This is a genomic window from Streptomyces griseochromogenes, from assembly GCF_001542625.1.
Lineage (GTDB): Bacteria > Actinomycetota > Actinomycetes > Streptomycetales > Streptomycetaceae > Streptomyces > Streptomyces griseochromogenes.
Map to the genome: position 1 here is coordinate 5,754,824 of NZ_CP016279.1, position 16,981 is coordinate 5,771,804.

General features: G+C 69.8%; 11 protein-coding genes and 5 pseudogenes. 5 read left to right on the forward strand and 11 right to left on the reverse strand.

Annotated features, from left to right (window positions below; all coding sequences use genetic code 11):
• Positions 1-34 precede the first annotated feature (34 nt).
• Entirely contained in the window at positions 35-775 is a 741-nt protein-coding gene (locus AVL59_RS24635) for an MIP/aquaporin family protein (protein WP_079146951.1), read from the reverse strand.
• A gap of 192 nt (positions 776-967) precedes the next feature.
• On the opposite strand from AVL59_RS24635, the gene AVL59_RS24640 reads away from it, so the two are divergent.
• Positions 968-2,647, forward strand: a complete 1,680-nt coding sequence (locus AVL59_RS24640) for an IclR family transcriptional regulator domain-containing protein (RefSeq protein ID WP_067308190.1) — start codon at positions 968-970, stop codon at positions 2,645-2,647.
• 423 nt (positions 2,648-3,070) lie between these two features.
• On the opposite strand, the gene AVL59_RS24645 is transcribed toward AVL59_RS24640, so the two are convergent.
• Positions 3,071-4,117, reverse strand: coding sequence for a S1 family peptidase (locus AVL59_RS24645; RefSeq protein ID WP_067308193.1), 1,047 nt, complete (start codon positions 4,115-4,117; stop codon positions 3,071-3,073).
• Between the two features lie 415 nt (positions 4,118-4,532).
• Here AVL59_RS24645 and AVL59_RS49240 point away from each other — a divergent pair.
• Positions 4,533-4,997, forward strand: a pseudogene (locus AVL59_RS49240) (sigma factor-like helix-turn-helix DNA-binding protein); the annotation flags it as partial.
• A 154-nt stretch (positions 4,998-5,151) separates the two neighbouring features.
• Here AVL59_RS49240 and AVL59_RS52510 read toward each other — a convergent pair.
• The gene (locus AVL59_RS52510) at positions 5,152-6,066 is read right to left on the reverse strand and encodes a hypothetical protein (protein WP_159400060.1); all 915 of its coding nucleotides are present in this window, start codon (positions 6,064-6,066) and stop codon (positions 5,152-5,154) included.
• A gap of 506 nt (positions 6,067-6,572) precedes the next feature.
• Here AVL59_RS52510 and AVL59_RS24655 point away from each other — a divergent pair.
• Entirely contained in the window at positions 6,573-9,428 is a 2,856-nt protein-coding gene (locus tag AVL59_RS24655) for an AfsR/SARP family transcriptional regulator (protein ID WP_159400061.1), read from the forward strand.
• Between the two features lie 22 nt (positions 9,429-9,450).
• Here AVL59_RS24655 and AVL59_RS24660 read toward each other — a convergent pair.
• From AVL59_RS24660 to AVL59_RS24690, 7 genes and pseudogenes are all read right to left on the reverse strand, one after another.
• Positions 9,451-10,005, reverse strand: a pseudogene (locus AVL59_RS24660) (NAD-dependent epimerase/dehydratase family protein); the annotation flags it as partial.
• Entirely contained in the window at positions 9,999-10,319 is a 321-nt protein-coding gene (locus AVL59_RS24665; RefSeq protein ID WP_237281651.1) for a hypothetical protein, read from the reverse strand. The gene AVL59_RS24665 and the pseudogene AVL59_RS24660, both read right to left, overlap by 7 nt.
• A 76-nt stretch (positions 10,320-10,395) precedes the next feature.
• On the reverse strand, positions 10,396-10,809 hold the full coding sequence (locus AVL59_RS24670) for a hypothetical protein (RefSeq protein ID WP_067308202.1): 414 nt from the start codon (positions 10,807-10,809) through the stop codon (positions 10,396-10,398).
• On the reverse strand, positions 10,806-11,942 hold the full coding sequence (locus AVL59_RS24675; protein WP_099053311.1) for a molybdopterin-dependent oxidoreductase: 1,137 nt from the start codon (positions 11,940-11,942) through the stop codon (positions 10,806-10,808). The genes AVL59_RS24670 and AVL59_RS24675 overlap by 4 nt, the downstream gene beginning before the upstream one ends.
• A gap of 463 nt (positions 11,943-12,405) precedes the next feature.
• Positions 12,406-12,872, reverse strand: a pseudogene (locus AVL59_RS24680) (MarR family winged helix-turn-helix transcriptional regulator).
• Positions 12,873-12,944: 72 nt separating this feature from the next.
• On the reverse strand, positions 12,945-13,448 hold the full coding sequence (locus AVL59_RS24685) for a hypothetical protein (protein WP_067308208.1): 504 nt from the start codon (positions 13,446-13,448) through the stop codon (positions 12,945-12,947).
• 2 nt (positions 13,449-13,450) lie between these two features.
• Positions 13,451-14,725 carry a molybdopterin-dependent oxidoreductase gene (locus tag AVL59_RS24690; RefSeq protein WP_067308211.1) on the reverse strand — a complete coding sequence of 425 codons (1,275 nt, stop codon included), beginning with the start codon at positions 14,723-14,725 and terminating at the stop codon, positions 13,451-13,453.
• Between the two features lie 508 nt (positions 14,726-15,233).
• Here AVL59_RS24690 and AVL59_RS54895 point away from each other — a divergent pair.
• Positions 15,234-15,323 (forward strand): annotated as a pseudogene (locus AVL59_RS54895) (AhpC/TSA family protein); the annotation flags it as partial.
• A 372-nt stretch (positions 15,324-15,695) separates the two neighbouring features.
• On the opposite strand, the gene AVL59_RS24700 reads toward AVL59_RS54895, so the two are convergent.
• Positions 15,696-16,433, reverse strand: coding sequence for a flavodoxin family protein (locus tag AVL59_RS24700; RefSeq protein ID WP_067317706.1), 738 nt, complete (start codon positions 16,431-16,433; stop codon positions 15,696-15,698).
• 203 nt (positions 16,434-16,636) lie between these two features.
• Here AVL59_RS24700 and AVL59_RS56145 point away from each other — a divergent pair.
• Positions 16,637-16,975 (forward strand): annotated as a pseudogene (locus AVL59_RS56145) (thiamine pyrophosphate-binding protein); the annotation flags it as partial.
• Positions 16,976-16,981 lie beyond the last annotated feature (6 nt).

Below are 16,981 nucleotides of genomic sequence, written 5' to 3' on the forward strand. Positions count from 1 at the left end.
GTCGGTCGGGTCGTGGCCGATCGGGCGCGGGGCGTCAGGTCGTGGCCGGCTGGGCGGTGGCCGGGCCGCTGGTGCGCAGGGCGCGGTGGGCCAGACCCGTGAGGAGACCGGCGACGAGGGGCGAGAGCAGGTAGATCCACAGGTGCGCGTACCGGCCGGAGAGCAGGGCGGGTCCGAAGGCGCGGGCCGGGTTGATGTTCGCGCCGGTGACCGTGCCGAGCGAGGCGATGACGAGGCCCACTCCCACCGCGATGACGGCGGGGATCAGTGCGTGCAGCCGGGGGCGGCCCATCACCACGGCGACGGCCGCGAGGACGGCCACGAGTGCTGCGGTCTCGACGAGGAACAGCGCCGTCGTACCGAGTCCGGGGGCTGGGGCGACCACGGCGTAGTGCATCCGGCCGACGGGAGCGCCCCACACCAGACGGGCGAGGGCGGGACCGCTGACGGAGCCGGCCAGCTGGGCGGCGATGTAGGGCAGGACGGCGCGGGCCGGAAAGAAGCCGTCCGCCCAGAGGAAGACGGTGACGGCGGGGTTGAAGTGGCCGCCGGAGGCGCGGCCGGTCGGGGCATACATGAGTGCGGCGAGCAGCAGGGCCACCACGGATCCGGCCGTGCCGAGCATGAGGTGGGGGTCTTTGATCGCCAGGGGCGAGTCCGGCAGGGCGAGCACACGGACCAGGCTGACCACGCCGAAGAAGAGCACGGTGGTCGACAGGAACTCGTAGCCGCTGCGGCGGGCGAGGTCCACCCGGCTACGGGAGGAAGAACTCATGGCTGTCCTCGGGAGTTGGGGCCGGGCCGGCGGATGCACTCACGACCGGGCGTTGCGAATTTTTCTCTGAGTGAACTTTTGTTCGTTCCTCGTGAGGCTTGAGTCTGCGATGTCTGTGCGGCCCTGTCAACGCTCGGTAGCGTTCTCCTGCGAGAACGATCAGTACGGAGCAGAACGGGAGCGGCGCCGGAGATGGCAGGACGGGCAAGGGCTACCAGCAGCGACACCGGGGAGGCTGGGGCCGGCAGGGAGGCGGAAGGCCCGCTGGCGCGCGGCCTGGCCGTGTTGGAGGCAGTCGCCCGCTCCGCCGAGGCGGTGCGGGCGGCCGACCTGGCCAGGACGACCGGCCTGGCGCGCTCCGCGGTGGACCGGCTGGCCGCGACGGCGATTCACCTCGGTTACCTGCGCGCCGCGGGCCGTGAGCTGGAAGCGGCCCCGCGACTGATGGAGTTCGGCAATGCGTATCTGCGCGCCTCGGGCCTGCCCGAGGCCGCCCAGCCCCACCTGGACGCCCTGGCCCGCACGCTCGACGAATCCGTGTCACTGATCGCGACGGACGGCTGCGACATGCGCATCGTGGCTCGCGCGATCCCCCCGGAGCGGGTGATTCCGCTGGGGTTCCGGGTCGGAGACCTGCTGCCCGCGGACCGCTGCGCCGCCGGCGCCGTCCTCGCCGGCGTCTGGGCACCCGAGCAGCGCGCGGCCTGGCGGGCACACCGCGCCGCCGACCCGCTGGATGACGGCTACCCGGCTCTTCCCCCACGCGCCGCACGCCCCGGCCAGGCGGACGAGGCGGAGTTCGCCGCCTGGATCAGCGAGGCTCACGCGCAGGGCTGGGCCCTGGACGACCAGATCGCCGCCCCGGGTCTGGTGGCCCTGTCCGTTCCCGTCCCCGGCCCCGACGGCAGCCCCCGGTACGCGCTGAGCGTGCTCGCCCACACGAGCCGGTGGAGTGCGCAGGCGCTACGTGACCACGGTCTGGCTCATCTGACCCGCACAGCACGGGAGATGGGCGACGCTCTCGCTGCCGAGCGGCCCGCGGCGCAGGGGCCCGCGCCCTCGGCGTACACCGACGCCAAGACGGAACTCGGTCCCCTGTTCCTACAGGCTCTGGCCCGCGGGCTCGCCGTGCTCACCGCGCTCGGCGGCGCACGTGGCGGCCTCACCCTCAACGATGCGGCGCAGGCCGCCGGGCTTTCGTACCAGAGCACCCGCCGCAACCTGCTGACCCTGCTGCGACTGGGCTACGTCGAACAGCGCGGGCGGCACTACCTCCCGGCCCCGCGCACGCTCGGTCTCGGCTACGCCTCGCTGTCCGGTCTGGGCCTGGCGGACATCGCGCGTCCGCATCTGGCCGCGCTCGCCGGCCGGGTCCAGGAGTCCGCGTCCGTCGCCGTGCTCGACCAGGCGGAGGTGCGCTATCTGGCCCGCTCCGCCACCCAGCAGGTCACGAGCGTCGCCATCCACCCGGGCGTCCGGCTGCCCGCCTACGCCACCTCCATGGGGCGTGTCCTGCTGGCGGACCTGCCCCGCGCGGAGCAGGAGCGGCTGCTCGCCCTGCTGCCTCCGCGCCCGCTGACCCCCTTCACCCGGACCTCGCACCGCGAACTCCTCGGCGTCTTCGAGCAGGTGCGGCAGGGCGGCTACGCGCAGGTCGAGCAGGAACTGGAGACGGGTCTTCGCTCCATGGCGGTCCCGCTGCACGATGCGCGAGGCAGGGCCGTCGCCGCGGTCAACCTCGCCATGCACGCCGGCCCGGAGACCCCCGAGCAGTCCCATGAACGTCTGCTGCCTCCTCTGCTGTCCGCCGCAGGGGCGATCGAGGCGGATCTGGCCGCGGTCTTCGCTTTCTCGCCGGTCCGCAGCGACTGAGACACCTCCCCAGGCGGGGCGGCCGCCGCCCCGGTGTCAGGGGGCGCAACGCAGAAGTCCGGCCGCCTGCCTGGCCGCAAGGACCCGCCGTACGCTCTGCGCGACGTGCGCCCGCAGTGCCGGCTCCTCGCCCAGGGCGGCAAGAACCGCAGAGGTCATGGGGGGATGTGGCCGGCGTTCACGATCAGCACGAGGTCGCCGCCGGCGCGCAGGAAGGCCAGTGCGCGCCGGCCCGGGGGTACGGCCTTGACCGCTGCCGCGTTGCCGAGGTGAGCGGCCCCTGTTCGTCATGTTTCAGGCGACGGACCACTCGCTCTCGGGGACGACCCGGTCATGCGAGAAGCAGGAGCCCCAGGCTTCTGCCGAAGACGTACGCCCTGGCCGCAGACGCACGTCTTCGGCATGCCTCAAGCACCGAGAGGGTCACGAACCGGATTTCGGCGCAACCCCCAGGTGCAAGTCCGGGTTCTGTTCCAGCACCTTGGACAGGGGGTAAAATCTGCCTCCACCACTGAGCACACCCAGGGCTTGATGGGTGTTTTCGTCGTAGAGCAGTCCGCCGCTGTCTCCGGGCAGGGTATCGAGGCCGTCGGTAAAGATGAGGTCGTCGACCGTGGGCTGACTGCCGTCCCCGTTATGGAACGTGAAGGGCTCGCCCACGTCGGTGACCACACCGCACTTGTCTTCTTGCTTGTCTGCGAATGAAGTGGCGCCGCGCGCGCAGACCTCCTCACCGTCGTAAGCCTCGCCGACCTTGGTGAAATCTTCAGGGTTGAGATCAGCGTCGGTCCTCACGACGCTGAAGTCGGCGCCCGGCCCTCCCCGCCTCTCGGTGTGCCCAACGGGTTGCCCATCCTCCGTAAACCAGCCGGGATCTGTGCCGTTCAGGTTCGAATTCTCCTCCCCTACAGAGCCCAGCCCAGAGTTGCAGTGTGCTGCGGTGATGACGAAGTTGTTCTCCCCGTCGGTGGCTGGAACGCCGACCGAGCATCCGCCTAGGGGACTTACTGCGTCGGGGCGGATCCTGTCGCCGGCGGCGATGGGCTGATCCCCCTCTGTGGGCTGCGCCTCGGGGTTGGGTTGTTGGTCGGTGCCGGGCTGTGCATCCGGGGCGCCGGGCTGCCCGGGGCTGGGCTGCTGAGCGTCGGCCGCGGTCTCCTGGTCGGGGCCGGGCTGCTGCGCATCGGTGCTGGCCTGCTGATCCGTGCCGGACTCCTCGCCCGCACTGGGCTGCTGCCCGGTGCTGGGCAGCTGAGCGTCGGTGGCGGGTTGTTGAGCGTCTGCGGCAGGCTGTTGGTCGGTGCCGGGCTGTGCGTCCGATGCACCGGGCTGTGTGTCACTGTCCGGCTGTTGGTCGAGTCCGTTGGATTGCGCGTCGGTGCTCGGCTGTACGTCTTCTGTGCTGGTGGACTGTCCATCGGCAGCCTCAGCCGCCGACGCACTGGAGACGTACAGCGCACTGCCCAGCATCCCTGCCGCCACGGCTGCCAGGAGTCGTGGGCGGCCCGTCGCGGAAGCTCGTCTGTGTTTTCCCATCGCAGAAGCCCTTCTGTATGTGGCGAGTTGGCGTCGCCGAGCTCATCTGACAGCCGAAGACCCGTTGCACCCGTCGTGCCTGCACGGTGCGGTCACGGCCTCTACCGACGGACGAGGGATCACCGGACCCGCACCATGCCAGTGGTGTGCCCCCTTAACCGGGCCCCAGGACGGTTCCATTGACGAGGCACACATGGTGCCGACAGACGCGACCGTGATCGGAATCCTCGGCGCCCACTGACGCGGCCTGTGCCGGCCAGTGGGCGCCAACGACACTAGAAACTGCAACCGGGCACCGGCCATAGGCAGCCCCGAAACACGGATACGTACTCAAGTGCAGGGGCTGTAGCGCCTCTCGCCGGTCGAGCGGGCGGCATACGTCCTGCACGAGGCCTTCTCTCACCCCCACGCCGAGATCGCCGGGATCCTCGACATCACCGAGTCCGCGAATCAACAGCATGTCCACCGGGCCCGACACCGGGTCGCCGCCGAGCGCCGCGGCGGCAACGAGGTGGACCCCGCGTGCGCGCGCCGGATCGTCGAGGAGTTCCTAGCCGCCGCCACGTCGGGTCGCACCGAACGGCTGGTGGCGCTGCTCACCGACGACGCGACCGCGGTCTCGGACGGCTACGGACCGGCCAGGCGGCTGCTGCTGTACAAGACGCGCGAGCGGGTCGTGGGCGCCGTGGCGTTCGAAGTCAGCGACGGCAAGGTCGCGTCCCTGCACGGCATCGCCGCCGCGGACCGGCTCGCGCGCCTCAATGTGGCCTGGCGGCAGCACGAACCCGACGCGCCGGTCATCAGCGCATGGTGACCAGAGCCACCGGAATCCAGTGACCTGAGTCGGAGTGAGAACGGCACGCCCTTCGGCCCCCGCGCTCCACGGCATCGCGGGGGCCGAAGCACGTCGGTCTTCCGAATCGGATTCGGCCATGCAGTTCGGATTCCCGATGGCCAACTACGAATCGTCACGGAGGGCTGACCAGGGTGGACGCCGCGCGCAGTTGGTCGCCAAGTCGCCGCTTGAATTTGGCAAGTTGAGTCGTGTGCGCCTCAATGTATTGACGGTCGTAGGCGATCTCGACGGCTACGGCGACGCCGACCAAGTTGGTAGACAGCTTGCACTCCACATCAGCTGTGGCAGTTGCGATTTCCTCTGATGTGTGAGGGGTCTGTCGAGGGGGTGCCCCAGCCGTAGATGCTCTCCACTTCGGACTGCTGTATGCCGCCCAAGGGTTGGGGTATATGAACCCTTTGCCTTTCATGCAGGCCGCCCAGCGTGCATTGACCGCCTTCATGTGTGGATTGTCCGAGGGAATCTTGGGGCCTCCCTCCGGAAGCGCTTCGGCGGCAGGTATCGGAGGTGGGCCTCCGATAGCGTCGATGCCCTGCTGACGGCATCCGCCGGCGGGGACCTTCTTGTCCTTGAACGTGGCCACAGTGGTTCCGGAGGCGCTCTGTCCGCGGAGCACACCCATCTCCGTCATGGTGTAGGGCACTTCGCTGGACGTGCCGTCAGGACTGCCGAGCTGCGTGTCGTATCCCTTGCTGCGGGCCGTGGAAAGGTCGAAGAAACCGTACAGGACAGTGCGTGCCTTGTTCTGCCGGGCGAAGTCGGCGAACCCCTCCATGATCGGCGGGTGATACGGCAGTCCGTAGCTGTGCATACAACGCGCCGACACCACGTCAGTGGCCTTCTGCAACGCCAGGATCTGAGCCGAGGTGGGTATGTATGCATCGATCGGCAAACGGATGGCGTCGACCGAGGTTATCTCCGGGATCGGCCCCAGTGCCGGCGCCGGGGGCCGGGGTGCCTGGCTCGAGCACCCGGCAGTCAGCAGTAGTGCTACCAGCCCGACGGCTGCTCTACGCGCGTTTCTCATCTTGACTCGTCTCAGCAGGTCCCGAAACACAGCACATCGTGGACATCGCTGCCGCTGTTCCCCGAGCTCGTCGCGTAAACCTCTGAGATGTTCGCCCAGCCGTCACCGACGCCGGCATGGCATTAGTCGTGGGTGTGGCTGTACTCATGCAGGGTGTTGGCGTTGCAACCAACGTTGGCGATCGCACTCGCCGGAGTGGCTGCCGCGACGCCTGCGAGTACTACGGCTCCAGCAAAGGCGCCAGCGAGGAACTTTCTAGGCAAGTTCAAGACACTTCTGCTTCTGGATCCTGCGGGAATATCCCGCCGTTCGGTGAGCCCAACTACGGTGACGCTATGGACGCGGGTCCGTCGGTCGTCCTAGATTCGTCCTAATGCGAGGTCAGCCGGGGGGGTCGGCGTCAATCTTCACGTGCCGGGGGATACATGAGATTCGGCGTGCTGGGTCCGTTATGCGCCCAGATCACCGGACGCGAGGTTCGGTTGAACGGACCGCGGCAGGCCAAGATGCTGGCAGCGCTTCTGATCGACGCCAACAACATCGTCGCCATGGAACGGCTCGTCGCCGTGATGTGGGACGGGGAAGCGCCCGCCACCGCTGTCCGTCAGGTCCAGGACGCCGTCTCCGGGCTGCGCCGCAACCTCGTAGCCTGCGGAGCACCAGGCTCCTTGATCAGCACCCGGCGCGGCGGCTACGAGATCCACCTGGCCCGGGATCAGCTCGACCTGCTGGAGTTTGACCACGAGCGATACCTCGCCGAACGTCACACGGCCCCGTTCGAGACAGCTGCCGCGTTGCGGCGGGCGCTGGCCTGCTGGCGCGGGAACGCCCTGGTCGACATTTCCAGCCGGGTCCTGGAAATCGATGCGGCACGGCTGAACGAGAAACGCGCGGCCACGCTCAAAGAGTGTCTGGCCATCGAACTCGACCTGGGGCGTCATCAGGAGGTCATTACCGAGCTGTCCGCTCTGCTCCGCGAGCACCCCTACGACGAGCATGTCGCCGAACACTTGATAGTCGCTCTCTATCGGTGTCGGCGACAAGGCGAGGCGCTGCAGGTGTACGAGCGGCTGCGCCGGACACTGGCCGACGAACTCGGTGTCGATCCCACCCCTCCGCTCCAGGCGCTGCATCAGCGCATCCTCACCGCGGATCCCGCCCTGACGGCTCCGGTCCCAGCAAGTAGGCCCTTAGACATACCTCCGGAGAGCCCTGACGCGGCGGCCGCCGAGCCGGCCATGGCGATGCCCGTGCGTCAACTTCCCCTCGACGTCTCCGACTTCGTGGGCCGGGCCGAGGCGCTGGCCGAGATCGCTGGACTGCTCGACGGGTCGGCGCCGAACCGGGCCCCGGTGGCCGTCATCGTGGGCGGTCCCGGTGTCGGCAAGTCCTGCCTGGTGACGCACGCTGCGCGACTGGCGAGCGCCGCCTTCCCCGACGGCCAGCTCTACCTCGACCTCGCGGCGACGTCGGACGAGCCGCGGGACCCGGGGCTGATGCTGGCCGAGGCACTGCGCGCGCTCTCGATCGCCGGCAGCGCGATCCCGAACGGCCTGTCCGAGCGGGCCGCGCTCTACCGGTCGTTGCTGGTGGACCGCCGCATGCTGGTGGTGCTGGACGATGCCGGTCACGCCGATCAGGTGCTGCCCTTGCTGCCCGCGGCCGACGGCTGTGCCGTGTTGATCACCAGCCGCACTCTGCTGACGCAACTTCCCGCCGCTCGGCACATCGACCTGGACGTGCTGAGCCCGGCAGAGGCGCGAGAGTTGTTCACCGGAATTGTAGGGCGGCGGCGGGTCGAGCGGGAACCGGAGGAGGCCGACGCGATCCTCGACTGCTGCGGCAACCTGCCGCTGGCGATCCGGATCGCCAGCGGCAAGCTCACGGGCCGCCCGGCTTGGTCGCTGCGGGTGCTGCGGGAACGGATCGAGGATGAGTCCCGGAGGCTGGCCGAGCTGAGAATCGGTGACCTCAGCGTGCGAGCCAGCGTCGAACTGAGCTTACGGCTGCTGTCGGCCGACGCGGTACGCGCGCTGAGCCTGCTGGGTCTGCTCGGTGCCTACACCCTGCCCGGGTGGGTGGTCGGCCCGCTGCTGGACCACTCGGACGCCGAGGAGGTGCTGGACACCCTCGTCGACGCCAGCCTGGTTCGGCTGACCTCCACCGACGCCATCGGCCAGCCGCGCTACCGGCTGCACGACCTGATCAGGACCTGTGCCGTGGAGATCGCCGCCCCGCTGCCGACGGAGGACAAGCGGGACGCGATCATCCGGGTGCTGTCCGCCTGGCTCGAGCTGATCGGGCGCGGCACCGATCGGCTGCCGGCGGCCGGGCTGCTGGCAGCCGCGCCCGGTTCGGCACCGCGCCGGTCGCTGCCCGATGCGGTCGTGGACCGGCTGATGGCCGACCCGGTCGGCTGGTTCGACGCGGAACGCGACAACCTGCTCGGCGCGGTGAAACTGGCCGTGGACTGGGGCCTGGACGAGTTGGCCTGGGAGCTGGCGGCCGGCACGGCGACCTACTACGACCACCGGTGTCTCTATCAGGACTGGCAGCACGGGCACCGGCTCGCGTTGGACGCGACCGAGGCCGCAGGCAACGTGCGCGGCGCAGCGGTGCTCCTACGCGGTCTTGGCCAGCTGCACATCTACCAAGACGAGTTCGATCGGGCCACCCGGGCCCTGGAATCCTCCCTCGGGCTGTGCCAGGACGGTGGGGACAAACGCGGCGAGGCGCTGTCAGTGGCCATGCTGGGTACGGTCAGCCGGGTGCAGGGCCGTGACGACGAAGCCCTCGAACGTGTCGAGCACGCGCTGGCCATCGCGGCCGGTGAGGGCGACCGGCACATCGAAGCGCAGCTGTCCTGCTCCATGGCCGTGATGAAGCTCATGCAGGGCAAACTCGACGAAGCGGAGTCCTGGTTCGACGGGGCCTTGAGTCAGGCCAGGGCGCTGGGCGACGGGCATCGCGTGGCCGTGGTGCTGCGGCGGTTCAGCCGGCTGCACGATCGGCGCGGTGATCCGAACGAGGCGCTGCGCTGTCTGTGGCAGGCGTTGGCCACCTTCGAGGAACTGACCGACGAGCGGTGCGTTGCGTACACGCTGCTGGAAGTCGGCCGCGTGTACGCCGGTCAACACGACCGGGACCGGGCGAGCCCGGCGTTGGAGCGCGCGGCGGGTCTGTTCCACCGGCACGGCGACCGCCAAGACGAAGCCACGTGCTGGCAACTGATCGGCGACCTGGACGCCGCCGCCGGCCTTCACCACCTGGCGCACCAGCACCGAGGGCGGGCGCTGCGGCTCTGGCAGATGATCGGCGACATCAACCAGACGAAAGCTCCGGCCCGACCATCGTCGCCGTGAGGTGGCCATGTCCCTGATCGGGCTGGGCGAGCTCGGTGGCCGCGTGGACGTTGCGCGGGTCGGTCGGCGCTCCCTCCTCCACCAGGCCGGCGGACAGGAGCTCGCCACAGTGTGGGCATGGTGGTTCGAAATGGCTCGCGTCCAGCTCGGCGATCCTTCGCGGCCCCGGCCGTACGACGCCGTGCTCGGCACACTCGTAGCGGCCCTGGCCGTAGACGACCATGGAACTCGCCGGCACGAGCCGGCGTACCCCGGCCGCAGCCATGCCTGCCAGCAGTAGGGACGTGCCGAGGTCGTTGCAGCCGACGTAGTCGGGCGCGTCCGCGAAGTCCTTGCCGAGCCCGGCCGTCGCCGCCTGATGGCATACGGCGTCCACGCCCCGCAGAGCGTCCACCACCGCTCCCCTGTCACGCACATCCGCGTGGCGCCAGTCGACACCGTCAGGGACGGGCGGCGGCGTACGGTGGGCGGCGGGCAGCAGCGCGTCGAACACGCGTGCCGCGTGTCCGGCACTGGTGAAAGCGCTGACGATGTGCGAGCCGATGAAGCCCGCACCTCCGGTGACCAGGATCAACATGCTCCGACGCTAAGCCTGGCTGCGCGTCTGTAGATGCCGGCCACCGCGTCCAGCCCCGAGTAGTAGGCCGCGTACCCGAAACACCCGGCCCAGACCACCACGGTGAGTGCGCCGTCGAGGTCACGCGCCGGTCTGCCCCACAGTGGCACCAGCAGACCGAGCACCAGCAACGGGAAGGCGGGCAGCAGGGCGATGTGCAGCGCCACCCAGTGAGCGGACGTCGACGCGGTGAGATGCCGCGAGTGGACCAGGCCCGCCACAGCCAGAAACACGGGCGGAGCCGTCACGAGGGCCACCGTACGAAGAGTGCGCATGGCGCCGCCGTAGGAATGCCCTGGGCCGGGCGTGGCCCGTGCCGGGAGTGCGTAAGACACCCGTAAGACGCCGTCGTCACGAAGGGGGACGCCGTCGGCCGCGACGGACCTCCTTCGCCACCACCAGCAGAGCCGTGACCGTGGCCACGGCCACCAGGGTCAGCAGCCAGTTGCGCGGGTAGTCGAGCGGCAGCACCGTCGGGTTGGCCCGCGGCCCCGGCCGCAGTAGCACCGGCAGCGCCACCGCGGTCAGGGCGCCCGCCACGAGCAGCGCCCCGCGGATCGGCCCCCGCACCCCGCCACGGACCAGCACCAGTCCGACGAGGAGCACCAACGGCGCAAGCAGCGCGTCGTGCAACACGACCGCCCCGCCGAGCCACTCCAGCACACCCATCAGTTCCTGCTGCCTGTCCAGCAGCAAGGACGCGCCGACACCCATCAGCGCCAGCCCGGCGGCGCCGGCCAGCAGTCGCAGCACCTTGACCCTCATGACAGCACCTCCAGTCGGCCGACCCACTTGGTCTGCAGTACGCCCGGACGGTTCGGAGCGATCAGGCGCACCGGATAACCGTGGTCGGGCGACAGTTCCTCACCGTTCAGCCGCAGTGCGAGCAGGGTCAGCGGGTCCCGGGCGTGCTCGTGACCCATCTCGGAGACCCGGTAACCGCCCCGGGTCTGCAACGACACCACTCGTACCCGCGCATGGACCGGGGCGCCCGCCCGCTCCAGCAGGTCCACGACGCGCACGCCCGTCCAGTGCGCCGACTTGCTCCAGCCCTCCACGCAGGCGATCGGCAGCTCGACCTCGTGCTGGGGCAGTGCGCGCAGCTCGTCCAACGTCAGCGTGTAGGGCCGCGGTCCGTCGATGGTCAGGCGGTAGCGCTCGGCGGGGATCAGGCCGACGCCGGCCGACGCGGCGGTCCGGTTGACCGGCAGGCCCTCGGGACCGTGGTCGGGGTGGCGCGGCGCGAGGAGGGTGAGGTCCTTCAACGGCGTGAAGGACTGCCCCACTGTGGTCACTGTGACCGCGCCGACCGCCGCTGCCACCGCCGCGAGCAGGGAGCGTCGATCGGGGCCGTCCTCGGCCGGCAGGGACAGCGTGCCCGGCGAGCGACGGCTCCAGTGTGCCGCGATCTCGGGTGCCTTGACCGCGATGTGCAGCACCAGCGCTCCTACCAGCAGCCAAGCCACGGCGTAGTGCACTTGCACGAAGGAGAAGGGCCACGGGTACCACTGGGCGGTGTTCAGCAGGCCGGTCGCCAGTTCGAAGAGGGCCGCCGCGACCAGGACGGCCACCGACACCCGTTCCAAGGCGTGCCGCACCGAGCGCACCGGGGGCCACTCGAACAGCCGGGGATACACCGTCCACAGCTTGGCGAGCAGCAGGGGGATCGCCGCGATACCGGAAGCGACGTGGAGCCCCTGCGTGAACCGGTAGCCCCACACCGGGCGGCTCGGCAGCTCGTTGGCGAGCCATCCGGGCGGGTGCTGCATGAAATGACTGATCAAGCCCGTGCAGAAACACACCGCGAACGCCAGGCCGAGCCACCGCCCGATCGAGGTCGCCGTGCGGGCGTCGTGCAGTCTGCCCTTGAACACGGGCGGAAAGAAGCGCGATCTCATGCCGTCCATCCCACCCGGAGGAAGGCCGCCATGGAACGTCCGACCGCCTTACGGAACAGGGACGTCTTGCGGCCATGGCGCACGCGCGGCACCCTCGGGACGCCACCCGTCGCCGTCCAGACCACGTGTGGGTCGGCGCGTTCCCCGTGTTTGGCATTCGACGCGCACGGGACCACCCGCACCCACCTCCAGGGGGCGTCGCCCTGCTCGCTCTCAAAACTCCCCTGGCGCCACACCGGATGCACCGACTCGCATGGACCATGGTGCCGCTCGGCCTCTGGCTGATCCTCTCCCCAGCGGTCGCGACGGCATCCCACGGCGTGTCGCCCAGGATCTTGTGGAGCAACACTTGTACGGGCGTCACCGTGTGCCTGCTCGGCCTGATCGCCGCGAATCGGGCTCCCGACGCATCGGGGTAGGCACCACGGACCCCGACCATGCCATGACCGGCTGCCGTTCCGTGTCAGGCGTCGTGCTCCATCGCTCCGTCCACGGTCCAGCCGAGCGAGTGCGGCTCCGGATCGTCCGCCGCCGGAGCCAAAGGCTCGCCTCCCGCCTCGTTGAAGGCGTTGAGCACCTCGACGAGCGCGAGGCGCTCGGTCGGGCGAAGTCGTTCGACGATGGCGGCGATGTCGGCTCGACGCCGGGCGGTGACTTCCTCGACGGTGCGCCGGCCTTCCGCGATCGGCCGCAGCAGGGTCTCGCGACGGTTGGCGGGATTGGCCTTGCGGTCGGCGAGCCCGGCGACGATGAGCCGGTCGACCATCCGCATGACGGTGGAGGGTGCAACCTGGAGCAGCTCGGCGAGCGCGACCAGCTTGGTCTCCCCCAGGTGGACAGCACGACCAGCATCCGGAACTGCGGGAGGGTCACGCGCTCCTCGACCTCGGCGAGGGAACGGGCGGAGACCGCTATACGAGCTCGCCGCAGCGGCGCAGCAGGCCATGAGGCCGAGCGCGTAGGGGTCGTCGTCGGCGTCGTACAGCTCCTCCTCGTCCATTGTCACGGTGCTGCGCCATGCCCTGCGGCGGGTCCGGTGTCGTCTCCGTGGCCGGCCCGCCTGACGCGGCGCAGTCTGATCGCGAAGGCCACCGCGGAGGCCGCGAAGAGCACGCCGGTGATCGCCAGCCATCGGCCGAGGTAGACGCTGTCGGACAGCCCGGTGTCACCGGGGTAGGGAACCGCCAGACGGAAGACGAGGGGAAACCAGACCAGCAGGAGAAGACCCGACAGGAACGCGGGGACGCGCAGGTGGTTGATCCACGGCACCGTCGGTCCGTCGGCGGCTCGGTGCCGCAGGACGGAGAGGGCGGACAGGTCGGCCAGCGAGTACAGGGGCAGCAGGATGAGGTCATGGAGGATCGCCGCACCGACGAACCAGATCGCCACCTCCCAGGGCTGGACGGCGAACAGGCGCACCAGGGCGTAGCCGGTCAGGGCGAACGAGGCGATCAGGACGAGCAGGTGGAGGGGGCCGGAGCCGTACCAGCGGACGAATCGTGCCATGGTCACGCCCTGAAGGTGAGCCGGTGGACCCACTTGGTGTTGTTCACGCCGGGGTTGGCCGGGACGATGATGCGGGCCGGGTAGCCGTGGTCGAGTGAGAGGGCCGCGCCGTTGACGCGGAGTGCGAGCAGCGCTCGGGGGTCGTGGATCTGGTTGCCGCGCAGCACCACCCGGGTGAAGGGGCCGGGGGGGTGGATGGACTGGACCAGAACGCTTCTGGCGTCGGGCAGTCCGGCCAGCGCGGCGAGGTCGGCCAGCCGTAGGCCGCTCCAGTGCTGGTCTTCGGTGGACCATCCCTCCACGCAGGCGATCGGCAGTGCGGCGGTGTGCTGGGGCATCGCCAGGAGCTGATCGCGGGTGAAGACCCGTGGCGCTCCGCGTCCGTGCGCCTCCAGCCGCCAGGTGGGTCCGACGAGCGCGGGGGTGACGCCCACTTTCGCCGCCGTCTTGTTGATCTGGAAGCTGTTCGGCCCGCTGTCCGGATCGCGGTTGTGCGGCGCGAGCAGGGCTGTGCCGCGCAGCCATCCGCCGATGCTCTGTCCGGCGGTCACGACGAGGAGGAGCAGCGATCCGGCTCCCACCATGCCCACCGCGCCGCGGCGGGTCATCGTGGGCGTGGCGGGAGCGGCTGCCACCAGGCCGTCGGGATCGGGGGGTTCGGGCATGGTGTGGGCGAGGTCGGTGCGCAGTTCGGCGCCCAGGTCGCGTGAGCGCAGGGCCTGGGTCATCCGGCCGAGTCTGAGGCACACGTGGACGACGAAGGCGGCGATGAACACCCAGGCGCCGTAGAAGTGCAGGCGGTAGAACGAGCCCGGGAAGACGTAGTAGAGCTGAATGTTGACGATGCCGGTGACGAACTCGAAGATGACGCCGCCGACCAGCATCAGCAGCGAAAGCCGCTCCAGGCCGTGGGCGACGGAACGCACCGGCAGCCATTCGAACAGCTTCGGGATCACCGACCACAACTTGGCCAGCAACACCGGAACCAGCACCACACCCAGCGTCACGTGCACGCCCTGGAGCAGCCGGTACAACCAGTACGGATGCGTGGGCCAGCTGAAGAGGTAGAAGCCGAGGACGCCCTTGTCGGGGGTCTCGTCGTTGAGGGGGCTCAGGTCGGGGTTGTAGGAAGCGTAGGAGAGCAGTCCGGTGATGAACAGGATCGGAATACCGATCAGGAGAACCAGTCCGAACACCGATGTCAGCCAAGGCCCGCGGATCGGACTGCGCCAGAATCCAGGACGGAACGGCCCCGGGGGCGGGGGCAGCTGTCCCACACGCTGTGCCGCTGCCAGAGTCCGAGCACGGCCCGCAGCAGCGGCAGCAGCCACAGCGCCCAGCACGCGTTTCAGTCGCTTCAGCGCCGGCTTCTCTTCCGGCCTGCGGCGTCGCGACCCACCGGTTGGGGCCGGACCCGGCGGCCGTTCGCCACTTGCCATCGGCCGTCTCCTCCAGTCTTCGAGCCGCGCTCACACAAGGACGGCCGCAATGCCACGACCCATGCCGGACGAACAGGGCACCTACAAGCTGGCACAGGTCAGGTGGGCTGTCCGGGCCTGAAGTGCAAGCGGGTGTCTGTCACCAGCCGAACGGCCCAACCACCGCCTCGGCGATATCCAGGCCCCCGTGCCTCGTGGTCGCGTCACCCTCATCAGAAGTGGCCCGTCCTTCCACGGCCGTTCGGTCGAGCGTGCCGTGGGCGTGGATGCCTGCGCCGGACCCTGCAAGGGCATCGGGCGCCCGGTCACCGGTTCACACCGCCGTCCGGCTGCTGAGTGTCTGCGCGGCCTCGACCTCCAGCGCGTCAACGACGGCCACCCGCTCACCCTGCCGCTGCCCGCCACCTACGTCATCGATCGCGCCGGCCCCATCCGACGACCGCTGAGCGTTGTGACCCGCTGACCTCGACGGACGGACCGCGGAATCGCAAACCAGGGTCGACCTTGTGGACGACCCGCTTCGAGTGCCCGGACGCCGTCCCGGAGACGATGCACGCCGCGTTCACGTCCGTGCAGCAGGAAGTCCACGCCATCGCCGACGCCCACGGCCGCGTCCAGGTCCTGTGCCGCGACACCGTCGACGACCCTTCCGCTGCTTCCCCCGCTCCGCTGCCGTGCCACATGAGCGGTGACGGCGCCAGGGCCTTGCCTGGAGGCACGGTCCGCCCCCTCAGGCCGGGATTGCCGCGACCGGCGCAGGGGCGGGCGCCTGCTCCCGGTGGAGGCGGCCGTCCGGCCCTTGGTGCCCCTACCGGTGTTCGGGGTTTTCGTAGTCGCGGCGGCAGCCGGCGTCCCATGCGGTGCGCTGGTTGCCGTAGGCGGGGATGCCGCCGAGGTCCTTCAAGGCCCGGGCCAGGTGCAGCAGGTTCCAGGTCATGAAGGTGGTGTTGCGGTTGGTGAAGTCGTTCTCCGGGCCGCCCGAGCCGGGATCGAGGTAGGAGGGGCCCGGGCCCGCCTCGCCGATCCATCCGGCGTCCGCCTGGGGCGGGATGGTGTAGCCCAGGTGCTGCAGGCTGTAGAGCACGTTCATGGCGCAGTGCTTGACGCCGTCCTCGTTGCCGGTGATCAGGCAGCCGCCGACGCGACCGTAGTAGGCGTACTGGCCGGCTTCGTTGAGCAGGCTGGAGCAGGCGTAGAGGCGTTCGATCACGCGTTTCATCACGGAGCTGTTGTCGCCGAGCCAGATAGGGCCGGCCAGCACGAGGATGTCGGCTGCCAGGACCTGCTGGTACAGGCCAGGCCAGGCGTCGGTCTCCCAGCCGTGTTTCGTCATGTCGGGCCAGACGCCGGTGGCGATGTCGTGGTCGACGGCCCGGAGGACTTCCACATGCACGCCCTGCGCGTCCAGGATGGCGGTGCTGTGGTCGATCAGGCCCTGGGTGTTGCTTGTCTCCGGCGAGCGCTTGAGTGTGCAGTTGATCACCAAGGCACGCAGGTCGTCGTATCGGGCCGGCGGTGTGTCGGTGGCGGGCGACGAAGCGGTCACACGGTCCTCCCAGAACCCTCTGCGCAGCACGATGCTCGGCGGCGCGCGTCCACATCGGGCTCCAGCTTGCGGGCAGCCCGGGGCGGCCGCCATCACAGTGCCGCCGAACGGCCTCGGCATGCTTGAGGCATCGGTATCCGCACGGCCGCCTCGGTCGGCGGCCGATGAGTGCCGGGGTCGGTGGGCGTGCCTACGTTCGTCTCATGGGTACCGAAGGCGCGAGCGAGTCGCGGAACACGGCAGCAGTGGAGGACGTCGCGCACCTGTTGGTGCGCTGTTTGCGGGCCGAGGGTGTGGAGCACGTGTTCGGGATTCCGGGCGAGGAGAACATCCGGTTCGTCGACGCGCTGAACGACTCCGGGATCCGGTACATCCTGGTGCGCCACGAGCAGACCGCCTCGTTCATGGCGGAGATCTACGGGCGGCTCACCGGCCGCGCCGGGGTGTGCTCGGCGACGCTGGGACCTGGTGCGATCAATCTGCTGCCCGGCACCGCGGATGCCATGACCAACAGCGCACCCATGGTGGCCCTGGCCGCGCAGGGGTCT